Here is a 17,736-nt window from a genome sequence, read left to right on the forward strand (position 1 = left end):
CGTGACGGAACCCCCGCAGCAGCAGACCAACGCATTCGCAGGATTTTCCACGCTCCGCGTGACCGAGGGGGCAGACCGGATCCACGTCCAGCTGCACCGGCCCGAGGTCCGCAACGCCATTGACGCGGCCATGGTGGCGGAACTGCATGCGGTCTGCGCCGAACTGGAGCGGCGGCCGCGGGTGCTGGTCCTCTCCGGCACCGAGGTTGGTGGAAAGGGGATCTTTGCCTCCGGGGCGGACATTACCGAGCTGCGCGAACGGCGCCGCGACGACGCCCTGGCGGGCATCAACTCCGGTCTCTTCACCCGGATTGCCGCCCTGCCGCTGCCCGTGATTGCAGCCTTGGACGGATTTGCCTTGGGCGGCGGGGCGGAACTGGCCTACGCCGCGGACTTCCGGCTGGGCACACCGCGGCTGAAGATCGGCCAGCCTGAAGCGGGGCTGGGAATCATGGCGGCTGCCGGAGCCACCTGGCGGCTGAAGGAGCTCGTGGGGGAGCCGCTGGCCAAGGACATGCTGCTGGCCGGGCGGATCCTATCCGGGGAGGAAGCACTGGCCGTCCGGCTGATCACCGAAATCCACCATCCCGCCGGCCTGCTGCCCGCCGCCCACGCGCTTGCGGACCGCATCACCGCGTCCGATCCGCTGGCCCTGCGCCTGACCAAAGCCGCCTTCGCGGCACCGCGTGAAGCCCATCCGCTGATCGACAACCTTGCCCAGGGGATACTCTTCGAATCCGAGGCGAAGTTGGACCGCATGCAGGCCTTCCTCGACCGCAAGGAGAGCCCCCGTGGCACCCGGGAGCGCTAACGCCGGTACCGTTCCGGCACGCATAGGGGTGCTGGGCGGCGGACGCATGGGAGCGGGTATTGCCCACGCCTTCCTCCTGGCCGGAGCAGAGGTGGTGGTCGTCGAACGGGACCGGGAAGCCGCCGACGCCGCCCGCACCCGGGTCACCGGGTCACTCGCCAAAAGCGTGGAACGCGGGGACACGGACGAAAGCACCCAAGAGCTCGCTGAGCGTGCAACCTTTGCCGTGAACTACGGGGAGTTCGCGGGCTGCGGCCTGGTAGTGGAAGCGGTACCGGAGGACTTCGCGCTGAAATCCACCGCCCTGTGTGCTGTGGAGGAACAGCTCGACGACGGCGCCTGGCTGGCGACCAACACCTCGTCGCTGTCCGTGGACCGGCTGGCTGCGGGTTTGAAGCGGCCGGGGAACTTCTGCGGCCTGCACTTCTTCAATCCCGTGCCGGCTTCCCGCTTGGTGGAACTGGTCCTCGGTGCCCGGACGTCGGAGCAGCTGGCCACGAGCGCACAGGGATGGATCGAAGCCCTGGGCAAGGCCGCCGTCGTCGTCCGCGATGCGCCCGGCTTCGCGTCCTCCCGGCTCGGCGTCGCCATTGCCCTGGAAGCCATGCGGATGGTGGAGGAGGGTGTGGCGTCCGCCGAGGATATCGACACCGCCATGACGCTGGGCTACCGCCACCCCACCGGCCCGCTGCGCACCACTGATCTGGTGGGACTGGACGTCCGGCTGGGGATTGCCGAGTACCTGCATTCGACATTGGGAGACCGCTTCGCGCCACCGCAGATCCTCCGGGACAAGGTGGCCCGCGGTGAACTCGGACGGAAGACCGGGCAGGGCTTTTTCAGCTACGAATAGCCTCGTCCGGAGCCACCGTGTCCAGGAACGTCCGGACCATGGCGGGGTGGTCCAGGGCCATGGCCACCGAAATCACCGGTGCCGGGGCGAGCAAGCCGTGCACCGCGTCCTCACCGGCGATTCTCCGCCGGTCCACCAGGGTCTGCCCGCGGCTGTGCCCGGCAAGCTCCACCCGCACCGGGTAATCCTCCAGCACCACGGTTTCCGGTGCGGCGATCAGGCAGGCGGCACCGGCGTCGCCGATGGTCATGGGCTCGAGGGTGCCGTCATTGGCGCTCACCGTGGGAAGCGGCTCCGCGCCCAGGACACCTCCGGCCGCCCGAGTCCGGGCGCCCAAGGCCAGCAGCGAACCCACGAGCCGTGCACCGGGATCCGTGGAGGCTTCCAATTTCAGGTACTGCGGCGCATCGAGGGTCGCCAGCATAAAGACGTCCAGCCCGTACATGGTCACGGGCACTCCGCTTTCCAGCACCACGGCCAGCGCCTCGGGGTCATGCCAGGCATTGAACTCGGCATGCGAGGTGGCATTGCCCATCCCGGCGGATCCGCCCATAAACACAATCCGTTCCAGCTTCCGGGCCGTGAGCGGGTAGGCACGCAGGAACACCGCCACATTGGTCAGCGGGCCGATGCCCAGCAGGGTCACCGGTTCCGGAGAATCTTCAATGGTGCGGTGCAGGAGTTCGACGGCGGCCAGCGGGGAGGCCAGTGCACTGGCTGCCGGCAGCTGCAGCCCGCCGATCCCGTTGACGCCGTGGAAGGCGTGGGCATTGCGGGGCTCGTTGATCAGCGGCCGCTCCGCCCCGCGGGCCACCGGAACATCCGGCCGTCCGGCAAGGTCCAGCACGTCCAGGGTATTGCGCAGTACCTGGTCGACGTCGGTGTTCCCGGCCACGCAGGTCACGGCCCGCAGGTCGATGCGGGGGCTGCGGGCCAGGAAGGTCAGGGCCAGGGCATCGTCCACGCCGGTGTCGACGTCGGCAATGACGGGGATGCGGCGCGGCTGTTCGGAGGAGGAAGAAGAATGCACGGCGCCGTCTTTCACTTAAACTGCTGGAAATTACCTGACAAGGTAATCAGAGAATTGAACCCTGCGGTACTTCATGAAGGGGAAAAGCATGCCGAACACGCTTCCGCCGGATACCGTCGCCGTCCTGGGCGGCGGGGTGCTGGGACTTTCCACTGCGGTGCAACTGCTGCGCGGCGGTGCGGACGTGCTGCTGGTGACGGAAGCGGAAGTGGGCAGCGGAGCCTCCGGGCGCTCGCTGTCCTGGCTGAACGCCGGCGGCGGGTACGGCGAGGATTACTACCGGCTGCGGATGGCCGGCATCGACCGGTACCGGACCCTGCTGGCCCAGAACCCCGGCATTGACTGGCTTGCCTTCGACGGCGGCCTGTACTGGGACGATGACCCGTTTGTTGTAATCGAACGGCACAACCAACAGACCAGACAGGGCTACGAGGCCCGGATGCTGGAACGCGAAGACGTTCCGGCCATGGTGCCGGGCGTGGACCCCGGGGTCCTGCCGCACCGGGTGCTGGTCAACCCGGGCGAGGGATGGGTGTCGCTGCCGCACCTGGTCCGGTACCTGGCCGAGGAGTTCACAATGCGCGGCGGCACCCTGATCGAACACGCCGGCCGATGTACTCTTACCCGCACTGTTCCCGGCGGGGACGGGTCCGACGGCGTCGTCAGGGCGCGCGGGATCCGCACCGCAGGCGGGGAAGAATACGCGGCCGACGTCGTCGTCGTCGTCTGCGGAGCCGGCACCCCCGCGGTGCTCGCCGAGGCCGGTGTCCACCTGCCCGACGCCTCTGACCCGGCCATGCTGGTGATCAGTGAACCTGTGGACCACGGACTGCGGGCCGTGCTGAACACGCCCCGGATATCGCTGCGCCCGCACCCCGGCGGGCGGCTCGCGATGGATTCCACCTGGTACCTGGACCGGGTGCAGCGCCTTGGAGACGGCAGCTGGAGCGTGGATCCCGAGGTGCCGGCCGAGCTGGCAGCGGAGGCGAGCCGGGTGCTGGCCGGGCATCCCGAGGTGGTGCCGCAGAGCCGGCAGCCGGGGCTGAAGCCGGTGCCGGGGGACGGCGAGCCGGTGCTCGGTGAGCTTGCCGCGCTGCCCGGCTGCTGGACCGCCTTCACGCACTCGGGGGCCACGCTGGGCCTGATCGCAGGGGAGCTGGTATCCGATGAAATCCTCACCGGCCGCCGGCATCCGCTGCTGGAACCGTTCCGGCCCGAGCGTTTCAGTTTCGGCTGGGATTCCTAAACCGGGCGATTCCTACGCCGGTCGCGGCGCAGCCAGCACCGGGGCGAAGGCCAGCTCCGCGGCACCGACCAGCAGCAGTTCCGAGCGCAGCGCCGCCCGGCGCAGTTGAACGCGCTCGCCGAGGCCCGCCACCGCCTCCGCGGCAACGGCGTCGGTCAGCCGCCCGGGATTGGAAGCGAACAGGGTGCCGAGGAACCCGCCCAGGACAATCGTGTCCGGATTGAAGATGTTCACGAAGTTCGTCAGCGCCACTGCCAGCTGGTCCAGCTGCCGGTCCGCTTCGGCGCGCACCGCGGCGGTCTGCTGGTCGGCCATCGCCGCGTCCAGCGTGTCCTGGTCCGCGCGGTCCAGTCCCAGGACCTCCAGCAAGCCGGCCAGGTTCACTTCCGTTTCCAGGCAGCCGCGCCGGCCGCAGTGGCATTGTTCGCCGTCGCTGCGGACCAGCGTGTGCCCGAGCTCGCCCGCGTAGCCGTCAGCCCCGCGCAGCGGCGTGCCTGCAACGATGATCCCGCCGCCGATCCCGCTCGCACTGCCGTTGAGGTACACGGCATTGCCGGTATCGACGGCGGCACCGAAGAGACTCTCTGCCACCGAGCCCAGCGTGGCGTCGTTGCCGGCGAACACCGGCAGGGCCAGTGCCTCGGCCAGGGGAGCGGCCAGCGGCTCGTTCCGCCAACCCAGGTGTGGTGCCAGCAGCACCTGGCCGTCCGAGGTGCGGGTGAGCCCGGGAACGGCCACACCCACGCCGGCAATCCGGTCCATCCCGGCCAGATCAGGAGCCATCCCGGCCAGCACGGCGCGGGTGATGCTTACCGTCTCGGCCACGCTCGGCCGGGAAACGGTGTCATGGCGGACCCGGCGGTGCACCCGCCCGCCCAGCCCCACCAGGCCTACGGTCACGGCGTCGACGTCGGGATGGACCACTACGGCGGCCACCCGCTCGTTGGGGTGGACCAGCGGGCTGGGCCGGCCGACCCGTCCGGCGGGGGGATCCGTCTCATATGCCAGCCCCATGCCGGCCAGTTCGCCGACCAGGGCACCGATGGTGGAGCGGTTGAACCCGGTAAGCCGGGTCAGGTCCGCGCGGGAGAGCTGCCCGTTCCGGTGCAGCAGGGTCAGGATGCGGGAGAGGTTGGCGGACCGCAGGTTATCGGTGCCGCGGCCCGCCGGGGCAGGCGCGCTGATAATGCCGCTTTCCACGTCTTTGTTCCCTCTCCCGTTGATGGTCAACCTCCAGCCTACCTGTCGCGGCCGTGATTTGGTTGGGGGCGGCAACAAAATGTCCTCCGGCAGGCCCCGATGACCCGCGGAGGGGAGTTTTATTGTCCGAAAACCATTGACAGGGGAGTGTTGCCCCAATATGTTGTTGCTTCCAACTAATACTTATTCTGGAGCTAACGTGACAATGACGCCATCGCCTTCCGACCGCTTTACCTTCGGCCTCTGGACCATCGGCTGGACCGGAACCGACCCCTTCGGCACACCGACGCGGGCCGCCCTGGATCCCATCAAGGGCATGCACAAGCTCGCCGAACTGGGCGCCTACGGGGTGACCTTCCACGACAACGATCTGGTTCCCTTCGACGCCACGGCGCAGGAGCGGGACATCATCATCAAGAACTTCACCAATGCCCTGGCCGAAACCGGCCTCAAGGCACCCATGGTGACCACCAACCTGTTTACGCACCCGGTGTTCAAGGACGGCGGCTTCACCTCCAATGACCGCTCCGTTCGCCGCTTCGCACTGCGCAAGGTGCTGCGGAACATCGACCTCGCCGCGGAACTCGGCGCGGAAACCTTCGTCATGTGGGGCGGCCGCGAAGGCAGCGAGTACGACGGTTCCAAGGATTTCTCCGCAGCCTTTGATCGCATGCGTGAGGGCATCGACACCGCTGCCGGCTACATCAAGGAGAAGGGCTACGGGCTGCGCATCGCCATCGAGCCCAAGCCCAACGAACCGCGCGGCGACATCTTCCTGCCGACCATCGGCCACGGCCTGGCGTTCATTGCCCAGCTTGAGCACGGTGACATTGTCGGCCTGAACCCGGAAACCGGGCACGAGCAGATGGCCGGGCTGAACTTCACCCACGGCATCGCCCAGGCCCTGTGGTCCGGCAAGCTGTTCCACATTGACCTTAACGGCCAGAAGTCCATCAAGTTCGACCAGGACCTCGTCTTCGGGCACGGCGACCTCACCAGCGCCTTCTTCACCGTGGACCTGCTGGAGAACGGCTTCCCCAACGGCGGACCGCGCTACGAAGGTCCGCGCCACTTCGACTACAAGCCGTCCCGCACCGAGGGCTACGAAGGCGTCTGGGAATCCGCCAAGGCCAACATGGACATGTACCTGCTGCTCAAGGAACGTGCCCTCGCCTTCCGGGCCGATCCCGAGGTGCAGGAAGCCATGCAGTACGCCGGCATCACCGAGCTGGCACAGCCCACGCTGGCTGCCGGTGAATCCGTCGCGGACCTGCTCTCCGACGCAGCGTCCTTCGAGGACTTCAACGCCGACGCCGCCGCGGACCGCGACTTCGGGTTCGTGAAGCTGAACCAGCTTGCGCTGGAACACCTGATGGGTGCCCGCTAGGCTACCTGCCCACGACGCGCAAAACATCACCGAATCGTGCTGCCGCCGGGTCCTGGGGGACCGGCGGCAGCACCCGTTGAAAGGCTCGACATGCCACTCGTTGCCGGAGTCGACAGCTCCACCCAGTCCTGCAAGGTAGTTATCCGCGATGCTCAGACCGGCGCGCTGCTGCGCGAAGGCACGGCCCGCCACCCGGCGGGCACCGAGGTGGATCCGGAAGCGTGGTGGGCAGCCTTCCTGGAGGCCGCGGCGGCTGCCGGGGGACTGGACGACGTCGACGCCGTCTCGGTAGGTGGGCAGCAGCACGGCATGGTCTGCCTGGATGAAACCGGCGCCGTGGTCCGCCCGGCGCTGCTCTGGAACGATGTCCGCTCCGCCGCCGCCGCGGACAAGCTCATAGCCGACGCCGGACCCGACGGCGCCCGGTACTGGGCCGACACCACGGGTACCGTGCCTGTGGCCTCGATTACCGCGACGAAGCTGCGCTGGTTGGCCGAAAACGAGCCGGAGAATGCCGCCCGCACCGCCGCCGTCTGCCTGCCGCACGACTGGCTGAGCTGGCGCCTGGCCGGTTACGGGCCGGGCAGCGGGGCGGAGGGACTGGCCGCCCTGACCACCGACCGGTCCGACGCCTCCGGCACCGGCTACTGGTCCCCGTCCACGGGGGAGTACCTTTCCGACGTCCTGGAGCAGACCCTCGGCCACGTGCCGCAGCTGCCGCGCGTCCTGGGTCCGCTCGAAGCGGGTGCCCGCACTCCCGCCGGCGCGCTGATCGGCCCGGGTGCCGGTGACAACGCGGCCGCCGGGCTGGGCGTCGCGGCCGGGGTGGGGGATGTGGTGGTCTCCATCGGCACCTCAGGCACCGTGTTCGCCGTCGCCGACGCCCCGACGTCGGACGCCTCCGGACTTGTGGCCGGCTTTGCCGACGCCACCGGCCACTTCCTCCCGCTGACCGCCACCCTGAATGCCTCCCGTGTCCTGGACGCCACCGCTGCCCTGCTCGGGGTGGAACTGGACGAACTGACCCGGCTGGCCCTCTCCGCGCCGCCCGGTGCCGACGGCCTGGTGATGGTGCCCTACTTTGAAGGGGAGCGAACCCCCAACCTGCCGGACGCCACCGGTTCCTTGCACGGCATGACGCTGCGGAACTTCACTCCCGCCAACCTGGCCCGGGCCGCCGTCGAGGCCGTGGCCTGCTCCCTTGCGGACGGCTTCGCGGCGCTGAAGAACACGGGGGTCTCCGCGCAGCGCGTCATCCTGGTGGGCGGTGCTGCCCGGTCCGAGGCGATCCAGCAGGCCATTGCCGCGGTCTTCGAGCTTCCCGTCACCGTCCCGCGCCCGGGGGAGTATGTGGCCGACGGCGCCGCCCGGCAGGCCGCTGCCATCCTCACCGGTGCGTGGCCCGCCTGGAACGACGGCGCGTCCGTGGTGGTGACGGCGGATCCCACTCCCGGGGTGCTGCAGCGTTACCGGCAGGCGGCGGGAAGCCCTACGCTGCTGGCTGCCGGATAGGATCGGCCCCATGACTTCTTCATTCGGCCCCAACGGCCGTCCCGTTTCCCTGGCCGCGGGGGATTACCGGGCCACCATCCTGCCGGTGGGCGCCACGCTCGCAGGGTTGACCTTCGGCGGCCGGGATCTGGTGCTGACGCTCGCCGAGGACGAGATTCCGCAGGCCTTCACCGGCAAGGTGCTGATGCCCTGGCCGAACCGGATTGTCGGCGGCCGCTACACCTTCGACGGCACCGAGTACCAGGTGCCGGTCAACGAACCCGAGACCGGTATGGCCCTGCACGGGCTGGTGGCGTGGGATGCCTGGGATGTTGCCGAAACGTCGCCGGAGCGTGTGGTCCTGCGGCACCGGCTGATGGGCCAGCCCGGCTACCCGTTCCAGCTGGAACTGCAGGCGGTCTATGCGCTCGATGCCGAAACCGGGCTCAGCGTGGAGCTGTCCGCCGCCAATGCGGGTACCGCGTCCGCACCCTATGGCGTCTCCGCCCACCCGTATCTCACGGCGGACCGGGTGCCCGTGGACCGCTGCGTGCTGGACGTTCCTGCCGGGCAGGTTCTGGGCGGCCCGGAGCAGTCCGGGAGCCCCCTGGATTTGAGCGAACTGCGGGACACCGAGGGCACCGTGCTCTCCTTCTCCGCTCCGGAACCGATCGGCGCCCGCACCGTAGACCATGCCTTCACCGGCCTGCCCGACGGCGGGTGGCAGGTGACGCTCACCGACCCGGAGACCGGCTTCGGCGCCGTCCTGTCCTCCACCGGCAAGGATGCGCCGTGGCTGCAGGTCTACTCCGGCGAGAAGATGGACCGGCTGGGCGTGGCCGTGGAGCCGATGACCTGCCCGCCGGATGCCTTCAACTCCGGCAAGGATCTCATTGTGCTGGCGCCAGGCGAGGAGCACCGGCTGGGCTACCGGATTGCTGCTGCCTAACCACCGTGCTGTCCTGTTTCCCGCAAGGGAACCGGCCTACCCTGTGAGGTATGACTCAGGATCCCGTCGAGTCCAATCCCGACCATTACAAAGTGGTGTTTGAAAACGATCGCGTGCGCGTGCTCGAGTACCGCGACGCTCCCGGCCATACAAGCGTTATGCATCGGCATCCGGACAGCGTGATGCTCACCGCCAGCTCCTTCCGGCGGCGGCTGCATTCGTCCGGGGGACGCGGGGTAGGTCCTGTGCCGGGACCGATGCCTGTGCCGGGCGCGGGTGGAGGACCGGGCGCGGGTGGAGGACCGGGGCCGGGGCCGGGCGCGCCAACTCCCGCTCCGGGCGGCGGAATGGACGTGGAACTGCCCGCCGGTGCCGTCCGTTGGCTCCCCGCCCAGGAGCACTACGGGGAAAACACCGGAGAGACGGAAACCCATGTGTTTTTCGTGGAGCTGAAGGAACCGGACCCGTCGGGGGAGCTGCCGGACGGGCCGCGGCCTGCCGGCCCCTGACCTGCTCTTTCAGTCGCTGTAGACTTCCCGGATGCAGACCCTGGAGACCGATCGACTGACCCTGCGCCCGTTCACTTCCGAGGACGCGGACTTCGTCCTGGACCTGTATTCCCGGATGGAGGTGCAGCGTTTTCTGGGCGCCGTTCCGAAGCTGATGAAGGACCTCGACGAGGCGAACGCCCTGATCCAGGCCTGGGCCCGACTGGATGACGGAACCTGCGGCATTTGGGCCGTGCAGGATCGGGAAACCGGGGACCTGGCCGGAACCCTGCTGCTGAAGTCCATTCCGGCGTCGGGCCCGGAACGGAAGCCCTCGGGCGATATCGAAATCGGCTGGCATTTCCATCCTGACAGCTGGGGCAGGGGCTACGCGCCGGAGGCCGCGGCCGCCGTCCTGCAGCACGCTTTCAAGCAGGGGCTGCCCCGTGTGGTGGTGGTGATCGATCCGGCCAACACTTCCTCCCGGCGGGTCTGCGAGAAGATCGGCGTGGTTCCCCAGGGCAGCACGGACCGGTATTACAACACCGTCCTGGAGCTGTTCACCGCCGAGAACCCGGGCTAACCCGCCAGCTGCTTCTGCAGGAATGCCAGCGCGGCGACGTCGTCCTCAATGGCCCCGGCCTCGTGTCCGTTGAACGGCCACACCGTCAGCTCCTTCGGCCCGGCGTAGTTGTTGTACGCGGCGTAGACCGTGGACGGTGGAGTGGTGGTGTCCATCAGCGCCACCGAGAACAGCGCCGGAGCCGTGGACCGCGGGACCAGGTTCACGGCGTCGAAATAGGCCAGTGTCTCCATCACCGTCTCCACCTGCCCGCGCTGGACTGCCAGGTAGTCCCGGATCTCCCGGTACGGATACGAATCGGTGACGGTCACGGCCCGCGGGAAATCGGACAGGAACGGCACGAACGCGACGACGGCGGCCACGTCCGGGCAGAGTGCCGACGCCGCGAGGGCCAGCGCCCCGCCCTGGCTTTGTCCCAGCACGGCCACCCGGGCCGGATCGACCTGGACCGCTGACGCCTCCGACAGGGAGCGCATGGCCTCCACCGCCCGGACAGCGTCGGTGAACAGCCGCCGGTAGTAATAGGTCTGCGGGTCGAGCACGCCTCGGGTCATCACACCCGGCACCTGCGGTCCGGCGCTGCCGGCGGCGTCGGGTGTGGCGCCCTTGCTCCAGCCGGCCCCCTGCCCGCGGGTATCCATCTGCAGGTGCGCGAACCCGGCCGAGGCCCAGAACAGGTTCTCGTGGGCGTCCCCGCGCCCGCCGCCGTAGCCGACAAACTGTACGACGCCGGACAGCGGAGCGTCGCCGCGGATGCTCCGGGCCGGCAGCCGCAGCCAGGCGCGGATGGGGTCACCGCCGAAGCCCGGAAACACCACATCGTAGAGCTCCACGGTCCGCAGCCCGCTGGGATAGGGGATGACCTCTACCGCCAGCGGATGCTGCCGTGCTTCGTCCAGGGTGTCCGCCCAGAACCGGTCCAGGTCCTCCGGGGCACGGGTGCTGCCTCGATAGGCGGCCAGCTGGTCGGCGGGCAGGTCGGAGTACATACGGTTTCGGCTCCCGGGTTCGGCGGTGCGTTGCGTGCGGTTGCGGGTGTTCAGCCCAGCGGTGCCACGTCCGCCGGGCAGTGCAGCCGCCGGGTGTGGTCCACTACCCGCACGGTTCCGGTCAGGCTAACACCGGCCGTACCGCGGATGTCGGCACTCGACGTTCCGAGCCGCAGCTCCAGGTCTCCGGGTTCCACAATCCGCTGCCCGTCCCGCCCGGTGAAGGACGCGGCGTCGGCCGGAACCGTAAACCGCACCCTCGCCGCTTCTCCGCCGTGCAGCGGGACCCGGGCGAACCCGGCCAGCCGCTGCACCGGACGCACTACCGAGGCCACCGGATCGTGCAGGTAGAGCTGGACGATCTCGACGCCGTCGCGCCCGCCGGTGTTGGCTACGGTCACGGAAACGGAGGTTTCGCCGTCGACGCCGAACTGTGCCGGACCGTCCAGGGCAACATCCGTCCAGTCGAAACTGCTGTAGCCCAGCCCGTGGCCGAACGCGAAGGCAGGTGTCGGGTCGATGCTGGACACGTCGCTCAGCTGAGCGAGCGGAGCGGCCAGATAAGTGGACGGCTGCGCACCGGGGGACGCCGGAACACTGACCGGCAGCCGGCCGCTGGGATTCACCCTGCCGCTCAGCACCCCGGCAATCGCCGGTCCGCCCTCTTCACCGGGGAAGAACGCGTGCACAATCGCGGCCGCTTCCGTGGCGGCGCGGCCCAGGGCGTAGGGGCGTCCGGTGAGCAGCACCAGCACCACGGGTTTGCCGGTGTCCAGCAGTTCATCCAGCAGCTGCTGCTGCACCCCGGGCAGGACCAGCGACTCGGTGTCGCAGCCTTCGCCGCTGGTGCCGCGTCCGAACAGACCGGACCGGTCACCCAGCACTGCCACGACGACGTCGGCGTCCCGGGCGGCGGTCAGCGCGTCGGCGAATCCGTCCGTCTCGGGGCCGTCCACGCTGCAGCCGGTGGTCACGGTGAGGGAGCTGTCCGGGAACTCGCCGCGCAGCGCCGCCGCGACGGTGGGCAGCTCGATTCCCGCCGCCACCTCCGGGTGCTGCACACCAACGTGGGCGGGGAAGGAGTAGCAGCCCAGGAACGCCATCGGGTTGTCGGCGTTGGGTCCGACGACGGCGATCCGCCCCGGCGCTGCGAGCGGCAGGATTCCCTTGTTGGCGGTGAGGATCAGTGCCTGTTCGGCGACCTCGGCCGCCAGGGACCGGTTCTCCGGCCGGTCCAGGTCCACCGAACCCAGGACGCCGGACGAGTCCGTAAGGTCCATACCGGCCAGGGCCGAGGGCACCGGGGACCAGTCCGGGTCCAGCAGCCCGAGTTCGACCTTCTGGGTCAGGACCCGCAGCAGTGCGGTGTCGATGACGGATTCGTCCAGCCGCCCGGACTCCAGTTCCGCGATGAGGTGTTCGCCGAACGCATCCACGGTGGGCAGTTCCACGTCCACGCCGGCGGTCAGCGCCGCTGCAGCGGCCTCGCCGAGTGAACCGGCCACGCGGTGCAGTTCCTTGAGGAAGCTGATGCCGAAATAGTCGGCCACCACCGTGCCGACGAAACCCCACGTCTCGCGCAGCAGGCCGGTGAGCAGTGAGCGGTCCGCAGCGGAGGGGACGCCGTCGACGTCGGTATAGGCGTGCATCACCGAGCGCACCCCGGATTCCCGCACGGCCATTTCGAAAGGCACCAGCAGTACGTCCGCGCGTTCGCGTGCACCGACGGACACCGGCGCCAGGTTGCGGCCGGCCTTGGACGCCGAGTAGCCGACAAAGTGCTTCAGCGTGGCCACCACGCCCGCGCCTTCGAGCCCGCGGATGTAGGCCGAAGCGATGCTGCCCACCAGATAGGGGTCCTCGCCGATGGTCTCCTCCACCCGGCCCCAGCGGGCGTCGCGGACGACGTCGAGCACTGGAGCGAGTCCCTGATGCACGCCGACCGAGCGCATGTCGGTGCCGATGGCCGCACCGATCCGGCCGATCAGCTCCGGGTTGAACGTGGCGCCCCAGGACAGCGGCACCGGATACGCCGTGGCACCCCAGGCCGCGAACCCGGCCAGGCATTCCTCATGCGCCATGGCCGGGATGCCGAACCGGTTGGACTCGGCGATCCGCTGCTGGGTGCGCATCAGGGACAGGGCGCCCATACCGGCGTCGACCGGCAGGGTGCCGAACGGCCGGGTGAGCTGGCCCAACCCGTTCGGCAGGAGCTCCTCCAGCGGCACCGGTTCCTTCATGTCGTGCTGATGGGGCGCCACCTGGCCGCCTTCGTTGGACGCACCCACCCAGACGCCGAAGAGCTGGGCCACCTTTTCCCGCAGTGTCATCTGCTCGGCCAGCCGGGCGGCGCGCTCGCGGGCGGTCAGGGAGGTGTCCCGCCAGGGGAGGTGCTGAACTGTTGTTTCTGTCATGTCTACTTTCCGCCAACGCCCATAAGGCCCTGGACCAGTGCGCGGCGCGCAAAGAGGTACACCAGCAGGACGGGAATCATGGAGAGCATCACTGCGGCGAGGATGCCCGGCACGTTGATGCCGTACTGGGTTTGGAAGTTGAAGAGGCCAAGCGTGATCACCTTGGTGGATTCCGACTGGGTCAGGATCAGCGGGAGCAGGAACCCGTTCCAGCCCTGCAGCGCGGCGAACACTGCGATCGTGGACAGGCCGCCTTTGGACAGCGGCAGCACCAGGCGCAGGAAGGTACGTGTGGTGGACGCTCCGTCCACGGACATGGCTTCGTAGAGTTCGGGCGTGATGTCCCGCATGGTCCCGGAGAGGATCAGCGTGCAGATCGGCAGTGCGAACGCGGCCGTGGGCAGGATGATGCCCAGCAGGGTGTCATACAGGCCCACCGAGTTGATCAGGTAGAACATCGGCACAATCACTGCCTGGACCGGAATGGCCAGCCCGAGCAGGAAGAACCGGAAGATCAGCGTGGTGGAGCGGGACTGGCTGCGCACGATTGCGTAGGACAGCGGCGGCACCACCAGCAGGACAATGCCCACCACGCCGGCCGTGACAATGGAGGTGTTCAGGAAGTACTTGCCGAACCCGCTGTCGAAGACCATCAGGAAGTTCTCGAAGGTCAGGCTGGTGGGTACGGACAGCGGGCCGTTGGCGCTGAACTCGGGGCGGGTCTGCACGCTGGCGGCCACCATGACATACAGCGGCAGGGCAACGATCAGGAGCCAGACGGTGACCGCAGCTCCGGCAATGTAATTGGGGCGGGTACGCATCAGACTCCCTCCATGGTGCTGCGCATTTTGTCGTAGCCGGAAACCTTCACCATGATCAGTGAGATGGCGGTGGCCACCACCACCAGGACCAGGGCAATGGCGGAGCCCATGCCGAAGTTGTAGCGGCGGAAGGCTTCCTCATACATGTAGAAGGCGGTGATGGTGGTGTCCGTTCCGGGTCCGCCGTTGGTCAGGATCAGCACCGTCTCGAAGGTGGTCAGGCCGCCGACCACCATCAGGATCACCGAGGTGATGATGCTGTTGCGCAGCTGCGGGAGCGTGATGGAAAAGAACTGGCGCACCCGTCCGGCGCCGTCGATTTCCGCGGCCTGGTACAGCACCGGCGGAACCGATTTGGCGGCGCCCTGGTAGATCAGCGTGTGGAAGGGGGTGAACTGCCACATGCCCACGAAGATGATCACGCCGATGGCGGTGGACTGGTTGCCGAAGAGGTTGCCGTCCCCGAACAGCCACTTGAGCTGTGCGGGAACACCGAAGTTCGGATCGAGCAGCGCACGCCACAGCACCGAGATGGCTGCGGAGGAGAGCAGCAGGGGGAGGAAGAAGATGGCGCTGAGCACGGCGCGGTTGCGCTGCGGGCCAGCGGCCCAGACACCGAGCAGGATGCTCACCGGAGTCTGGGTGGCAACACCCAGCACAATGAACAGCACGCTGAGCCACAGGCTCTTGAGCATCACCGAATCGCCGGCGAGCGTTTCCCAGTTCTCGGTGCCGACAAACTTCGGGTCACCCAGCCCGGTCCAGGTCATAAAGGACAGGACGACGACGGCGATCAGCGGCACCACGGCGAAAAGCAGGAAAAAGACGGTGGCGGGCAGGGTCCAGGCGACGCCCGGACGGTTCAGCCGGGCCCGGCCGGCCCGCACCGGACGACCCTTGGCGGGGTTGTCCGGTGCGGCCGGAGGCCGGGGTGGAAGCAGAGTGGTCATGGTCTCGGCAATCGGTCCGGCTATTTCTTCAACGACTGCATGGCTTCAATGAAGCCGTCTTCGTCGATGCTTCCGGCGAAGAAGTCGGCAACAGCACTGTGGATGGTGGGTGTTGCGGCCGGCGGGTAGGCCTGGTCCCAGGACAGCTGGAAGTTAGGCGCATCCTGCACCAGTCCGAACTGGAAGCGGGCGTAGTCCGGGTTGGTCGCCTGGTCCAGGAAGCCCTCGGTGCTGGTGGTGGTGGGCAGGTTGCCGATGGCCATCTGCTCCTGGACAAATTCGTCCGAGTACATCAGCTTCAGGAAGTCGCGTGCGGCTTCCGGGTAGCGGGTGTCCTTGAGGACGGAGTAGTAGTTGTTGGTGTTGCCGACCAGGTTGGCAGGATCTCCCTTGCCTCCCTCGATCTCGGGGAATTCGCTCCAGCCCAGACCGCTGGCGGCGAACTCGGGGTTGACGTCCTGGATGGTGGAGTACTCCCAGGAGCCCATCAGTTCGAAGCCGGCCTGGCCGGTGGAGAGCAGGGTGTGGGAGCCGCCGTCGGTGAACTTCACGGACTGGAAGTTGGTGCCGAACGCCCCGGTGTCCACGAGTTCGCGCAGCATGCCCAGCGATTCGCGGCTTTCTTCGGAATCCCAGACGTCGGTGTCGCCGTCGATAGCGGACTGGAAGAGTTCCGGTCCGGCTACGCGGTCATAGACGTAGGAGAACCACATCTGGGTGGGCCATTCGTCGCCGCCGCCGAGGGCGATCGGGGTCTTGCCTGCAGCCTTGAGCTTCTCGACGGCGTCGAGCAGTTCGTCCCAGGTCTGCGGTGCTTCCTCGATGCCTGCCGAGGCGAGCACTTCCTTGTTGTGGAAGAGCATCACGGGCTGGGTGCCGCGCATCGGCACACCGTACGGGGTGTCGTCGACCGTGGCGACGTCGAACACCGAGGGAAGGAAGGCGTCCTTGAGCTTCGGATCCTCCTCGATGAAGTCATCCAGCGGCATCAGCAGGTCTGCGTCCACGAAGTCCTGGATACTGCCTCCGCCCCAGTTGAAGAAGATGTCCGGTGCTGCGTCGGTGCTCATGACCGTCTGCAGCTTCTGCTGGTATTCGGCGCCGGGGATGGTGTCCAGCACCACCTTCACGTCGGAGGTCTCATTGAAGCGTTCGACCATTGCGGATTCGACGTCGTTGCTCGCGTCTCCGTAAACGAGGACATGGATCTCATTTTCGGGACGGTCCGAGGCAGCGGAGTCGCCGCCTCCACAGCCGGCCAGGGTGAGGCTGAGCGCCAGTATGCCGGCGGCAGCCAGGACCGGGGTCCGGGACGAGGGTTTGTTCATCGTTGAACACCTTCCGAAAGTTTCGGTATATTGGTCGAAAGTTACTAGATGCCGTCAGCATAAGATGCACATAATGTGATGCGCAACACTTTTCCAATAAACTGTTGTCCCGCATTGCTTCGAACCCCGAAGGACTACCTATGCAGTCATCACTGCCGCAGAACCCGGTCACGCTGGCCGACCTGGCGTCCGAGGCCGAGGTTTCACTTTCGACAGTTTCGAAAGTTCTCAACGGGAGGACGGACGTTTCGCGGAAAACACGGGCGAAAGTCGAGGCGTTGCTGGAGGAGCACGGCTATCGCCGTAAGGGTGGGGCCAAGTCGCGGCTGCTGGAACTGGTGTTCCACGAACTCGAAAGCGCCTGGGCACTGGAGATCATCCGCGGCGTGGAAAACATTGCCCGCGAGAAGGGCCTGAGCGTGGTCCTGACGGAAAGCGGTACCCGGCACGCGCCGTCGCCCGAGTGGGTGGAAGGTGTGATCGCCCGCCGGCCGGTCGGCGTCGTTCTGGTTTTCTCCGACCTGGCGCAGGACTCGCGCCGGCAGCTCGAAGCGCGGTCCATCCCGTTTGTGATCATCGATCCTGCGGGGGATCCGGCTCCGGACGTGCCGTCAGTCGGGTCGGCAAACTGGTCCGGAGGCATGATGGCCACCCGCCATCTGATCGACCTGGGGCATACCCGGATTGCTGCGATCACGGGGCCGGAGGACATGATGTGTTCGCTGGCGCGGATTGACGGCTACCGATCTGCGCTGAACAACGCCTCCCTGCCGTTGGACCGGGATCTGATCCGGTACGGAAACTTCCACGTCGACGGCGGCCGCGACCACGCTCTGGAACTGCTTAGCCTTCCGGACCGTCCCACTGCCATTTTTGCCGGCAGCGACCTGCAGGCGCTGGGGGTTCTCGACGCCGCCCGGCAGCTGGGCATTAGCGTCCCGGACGAGCTTTCGATTGTGGGGTACGACGATCTGCAGGTGGCGCAGTGGTCCAGTCCTGCGCTGACCACGGTGCATCAGCCGCTGATTGAGATGGCCGAGGAAGCTGCCCGGATGGCTGTCCGGTTGTTCGAGGGGGAGCGGCCAAACAACCTGCGCCTGGACTTGGCCACCTCGTTGGTGGTGCGGCAGAGCACTGCTCGGGTGCCTGCGGCCGTGGGTTCGTCTGGCTAGGTTCGGTTCGCTCGGCCCCGCGCC

At 67.8% G+C, this 17,736-nt stretch carries 16 protein-coding genes; 9 read left to right on the forward strand and 7 right to left on the reverse strand.

Going from position 1 to position 17,736, the window contains the following annotated elements; translation table 11 throughout:
- The first annotated feature begins 1 nt into the window (after position 1).
- A complete protein-coding gene (locus N2K98_RS03685; protein WP_255866060.1) occupies positions 2-811 on the forward strand; it encodes an enoyl-CoA hydratase/isomerase family protein in 810 nt (269 codons plus the stop codon).
- Between the two features lie 46 nt (positions 812-857).
- Positions 858-1,664, forward strand: a complete 807-nt coding sequence (locus N2K98_RS03690; RefSeq protein ID WP_407080020.1) for a 3-hydroxyacyl-CoA dehydrogenase family protein — start codon at positions 858-860, stop codon at positions 1,662-1,664.
- Here N2K98_RS03690 and N2K98_RS03695 read toward each other — a convergent pair.
- Complete coding sequence (locus tag N2K98_RS03695; protein ID WP_255866062.1) at positions 1,651-2,694, reverse strand: nucleoside hydrolase; 1,044 nt, start codon at positions 2,692-2,694, stop codon at positions 1,651-1,653. The genes N2K98_RS03690 and N2K98_RS03695 overlap by 14 nt on opposite strands.
- Before the next feature lie 88 nt (positions 2,695-2,782).
- Between N2K98_RS03695 and N2K98_RS03700 the strand changes: the two genes are divergently transcribed.
- Positions 2,783-3,940, forward strand: a complete 1,158-nt coding sequence (locus N2K98_RS03700) for an NAD(P)/FAD-dependent oxidoreductase (RefSeq protein WP_255866063.1) — start codon at positions 2,783-2,785, stop codon at positions 3,938-3,940.
- 12 nt (positions 3,941-3,952) lie between these two features.
- Here N2K98_RS03700 and N2K98_RS03705 read toward each other — a convergent pair whose 3' ends face one another.
- On the reverse strand, positions 3,953-5,140 hold the full coding sequence (locus tag N2K98_RS03705; protein WP_255866064.1) for an ROK family transcriptional regulator: 1,188 nt from the start codon (positions 5,138-5,140) through the stop codon (positions 3,953-3,955).
- Between the two features lie 205 nt (positions 5,141-5,345).
- Here N2K98_RS03705 and xylA point away from each other — a divergent pair, with 205 nt between their 5' ends.
- The 5 genes from xylA to N2K98_RS03730 all read left to right on the forward strand — a co-directional run bounded on the left by xylA (position 5,346) and on the right by N2K98_RS03730 (position 10,038).
- Positions 5,346-6,527, forward strand: a complete 1,182-nt coding sequence (gene xylA / locus N2K98_RS03710) for a xylose isomerase (protein ID WP_407079881.1) — start codon at positions 5,346-5,348, stop codon at positions 6,525-6,527.
- 90 nt (positions 6,528-6,617) lie between these two features.
- Positions 6,618-8,039 carry an FGGY-family carbohydrate kinase gene (locus N2K98_RS03715; protein WP_255866067.1) on the forward strand — a complete coding sequence of 474 codons (1,422 nt, stop codon included), beginning with the start codon at positions 6,618-6,620 and terminating at the stop codon, positions 8,037-8,039.
- A 10-nt stretch (positions 8,040-8,049) separates the two neighbouring features.
- A complete protein-coding gene (locus N2K98_RS03720; RefSeq protein ID WP_255866068.1) occupies positions 8,050-8,967 on the forward strand; it encodes an aldose-1-epimerase in 918 nt (305 codons plus the stop codon).
- 50 nt (positions 8,968-9,017) lie between these two features.
- Complete coding sequence (locus N2K98_RS03725; protein WP_255866069.1) at positions 9,018-9,476, forward strand: cytoplasmic protein; 459 nt, start codon at positions 9,018-9,020, stop codon at positions 9,474-9,476.
- A 31-nt stretch (positions 9,477-9,507) separates the two neighbouring features.
- A complete protein-coding gene (locus N2K98_RS03730; protein ID WP_255866070.1) occupies positions 9,508-10,038 on the forward strand; it encodes a GNAT family N-acetyltransferase in 531 nt (176 codons plus the stop codon).
- Here the strand turns inward: N2K98_RS03730 and N2K98_RS03735 are convergent.
- The 5 genes from N2K98_RS03735 to N2K98_RS03755 are packed head-to-tail and all read right to left on the reverse strand — an operon-like array spanning position 10,035 to position 16,540.
- Positions 10,035-11,027, reverse strand: a complete 993-nt coding sequence (locus N2K98_RS03735) for an acetylxylan esterase (protein WP_255866071.1) — start codon at positions 11,025-11,027, stop codon at positions 10,035-10,037. The two genes, N2K98_RS03730 and N2K98_RS03735, sit on opposite strands and share 4 nt — an antisense overlap.
- Before the next feature lie 50 nt (positions 11,028-11,077).
- Positions 11,078-13,441: a beta-xylosidase/alpha-l-arabinosidase gene (locus N2K98_RS03740; protein ID WP_255866073.1), complete on the reverse strand. Its 2,364-nt coding sequence runs from the start codon at positions 13,439-13,441 to the stop codon at positions 11,078-11,080.
- A 2-nt stretch (positions 13,442-13,443) separates the two neighbouring features.
- The gene (locus tag N2K98_RS03745) at positions 13,444-14,262 is read right to left on the reverse strand and encodes a carbohydrate ABC transporter permease (protein ID WP_255866074.1); all 819 of its coding nucleotides are present in this window, start codon (positions 14,260-14,262) and stop codon (positions 13,444-13,446) included.
- A complete protein-coding gene (locus N2K98_RS03750) occupies positions 14,262-15,212 on the reverse strand; it encodes a carbohydrate ABC transporter permease (RefSeq protein WP_255798405.1) in 951 nt (316 codons plus the stop codon). Before N2K98_RS03750 ends, N2K98_RS03745 begins: the two co-directional genes overlap by 1 nt.
- A gap of 20 nt (positions 15,213-15,232) precedes the next feature.
- Positions 15,233-16,540: an ABC transporter substrate-binding protein gene (locus tag N2K98_RS03755; RefSeq protein ID WP_255798406.1), complete on the reverse strand. Its 1,308-nt coding sequence runs from the start codon at positions 16,538-16,540 to the stop codon at positions 15,233-15,235.
- 140 nt (positions 16,541-16,680) lie between these two features.
- Here N2K98_RS03755 and N2K98_RS03760 point away from each other — a divergent pair, with 140 nt between their 5' ends.
- Entirely contained in the window at positions 16,681-17,712 is a 1,032-nt protein-coding gene (locus N2K98_RS03760; protein ID WP_255798407.1) for a LacI family DNA-binding transcriptional regulator, read from the forward strand.
- Positions 17,713-17,736 lie beyond the last annotated feature (24 nt).

The organism is Arthrobacter jinronghuae (assembly GCF_025244825.1).
GTDB lineage: Bacteria > Actinomycetota > Actinomycetes > Actinomycetales > Micrococcaceae > Arthrobacter_B > Arthrobacter_B jinronghuae.

What these genes read in the sequence shown, in the direction of transcription:
- N2K98_RS03700 (WP_255866063.1), top strand. Translation starts at nt 2,783, where the DNA reads ATGCCGAACACGCTTCCGCCGGATACCGTCGCCGTCCTGGGCGGCGGG.
- N2K98_RS03715 (WP_255866067.1), top strand. Translation starts at nt 6,618, where the DNA reads ATGCCACTCGTTGCCGGAGTCGACAGCTCCACCCAGTCCTGCAAGGTA.
- N2K98_RS03720 (WP_255866068.1), top strand. Translation starts at nt 8,050, where the DNA reads ATGACTTCTTCATTCGGCCCCAACGGCCGTCCCGTTTCCCTGGCCGCG.
- N2K98_RS03735 (WP_255866071.1), bottom strand. Translation starts at nt 11,027, where the DNA reads ATGTACTCCGACCTGCCCGCCGACCAGCTGGCCGCCTATCGAGGCAGC.
- N2K98_RS03760 (WP_255798407.1), top strand. Translation starts at nt 16,681, where the DNA reads ATGCAGTCATCACTGCCGCAGAACCCGGTCACGCTGGCCGACCTGGCG.
- N2K98_RS03740 (WP_255866073.1), bottom strand. Translation starts at nt 13,441, where the DNA reads ATGACAGAAACAACAGTTCAGCACCTCCCCTGGCGGGACACCTCCCTG.
- N2K98_RS03725 (WP_255866069.1), top strand. Translation starts at nt 9,018, where the DNA reads ATGACTCAGGATCCCGTCGAGTCCAATCCCGACCATTACAAAGTGGTG.
- N2K98_RS03690 (WP_407080020.1), top strand. Translation starts at nt 858, where the DNA reads ATGGGAGCGGGTATTGCCCACGCCTTCCTCCTGGCCGGAGCAGAGGTG.
- N2K98_RS03745 (WP_255866074.1), bottom strand. Translation starts at nt 14,262, where the DNA reads ATGCGTACCCGCCCCAATTACATTGCCGGAGCTGCGGTCACCGTCTGG.
- xylA (WP_407079881.1), top strand. Translation starts at nt 5,346, where the DNA reads ATGACGCCATCGCCTTCCGACCGCTTTACCTTCGGCCTCTGGACCATC.
- N2K98_RS03755 (WP_255798406.1), bottom strand. Translation starts at nt 16,540, where the DNA reads ATGAACAAACCCTCGTCCCGGACCCCGGTCCTGGCTGCCGCCGGCATA.
- N2K98_RS03730 (WP_255866070.1), top strand. Translation starts at nt 9,508, where the DNA reads ATGCAGACCCTGGAGACCGATCGACTGACCCTGCGCCCGTTCACTTCC.
- N2K98_RS03750 (WP_255798405.1), bottom strand. Translation starts at nt 15,212, where the DNA reads ATGACCACTCTGCTTCCACCCCGGCCTCCGGCCGCACCGGACAACCCC.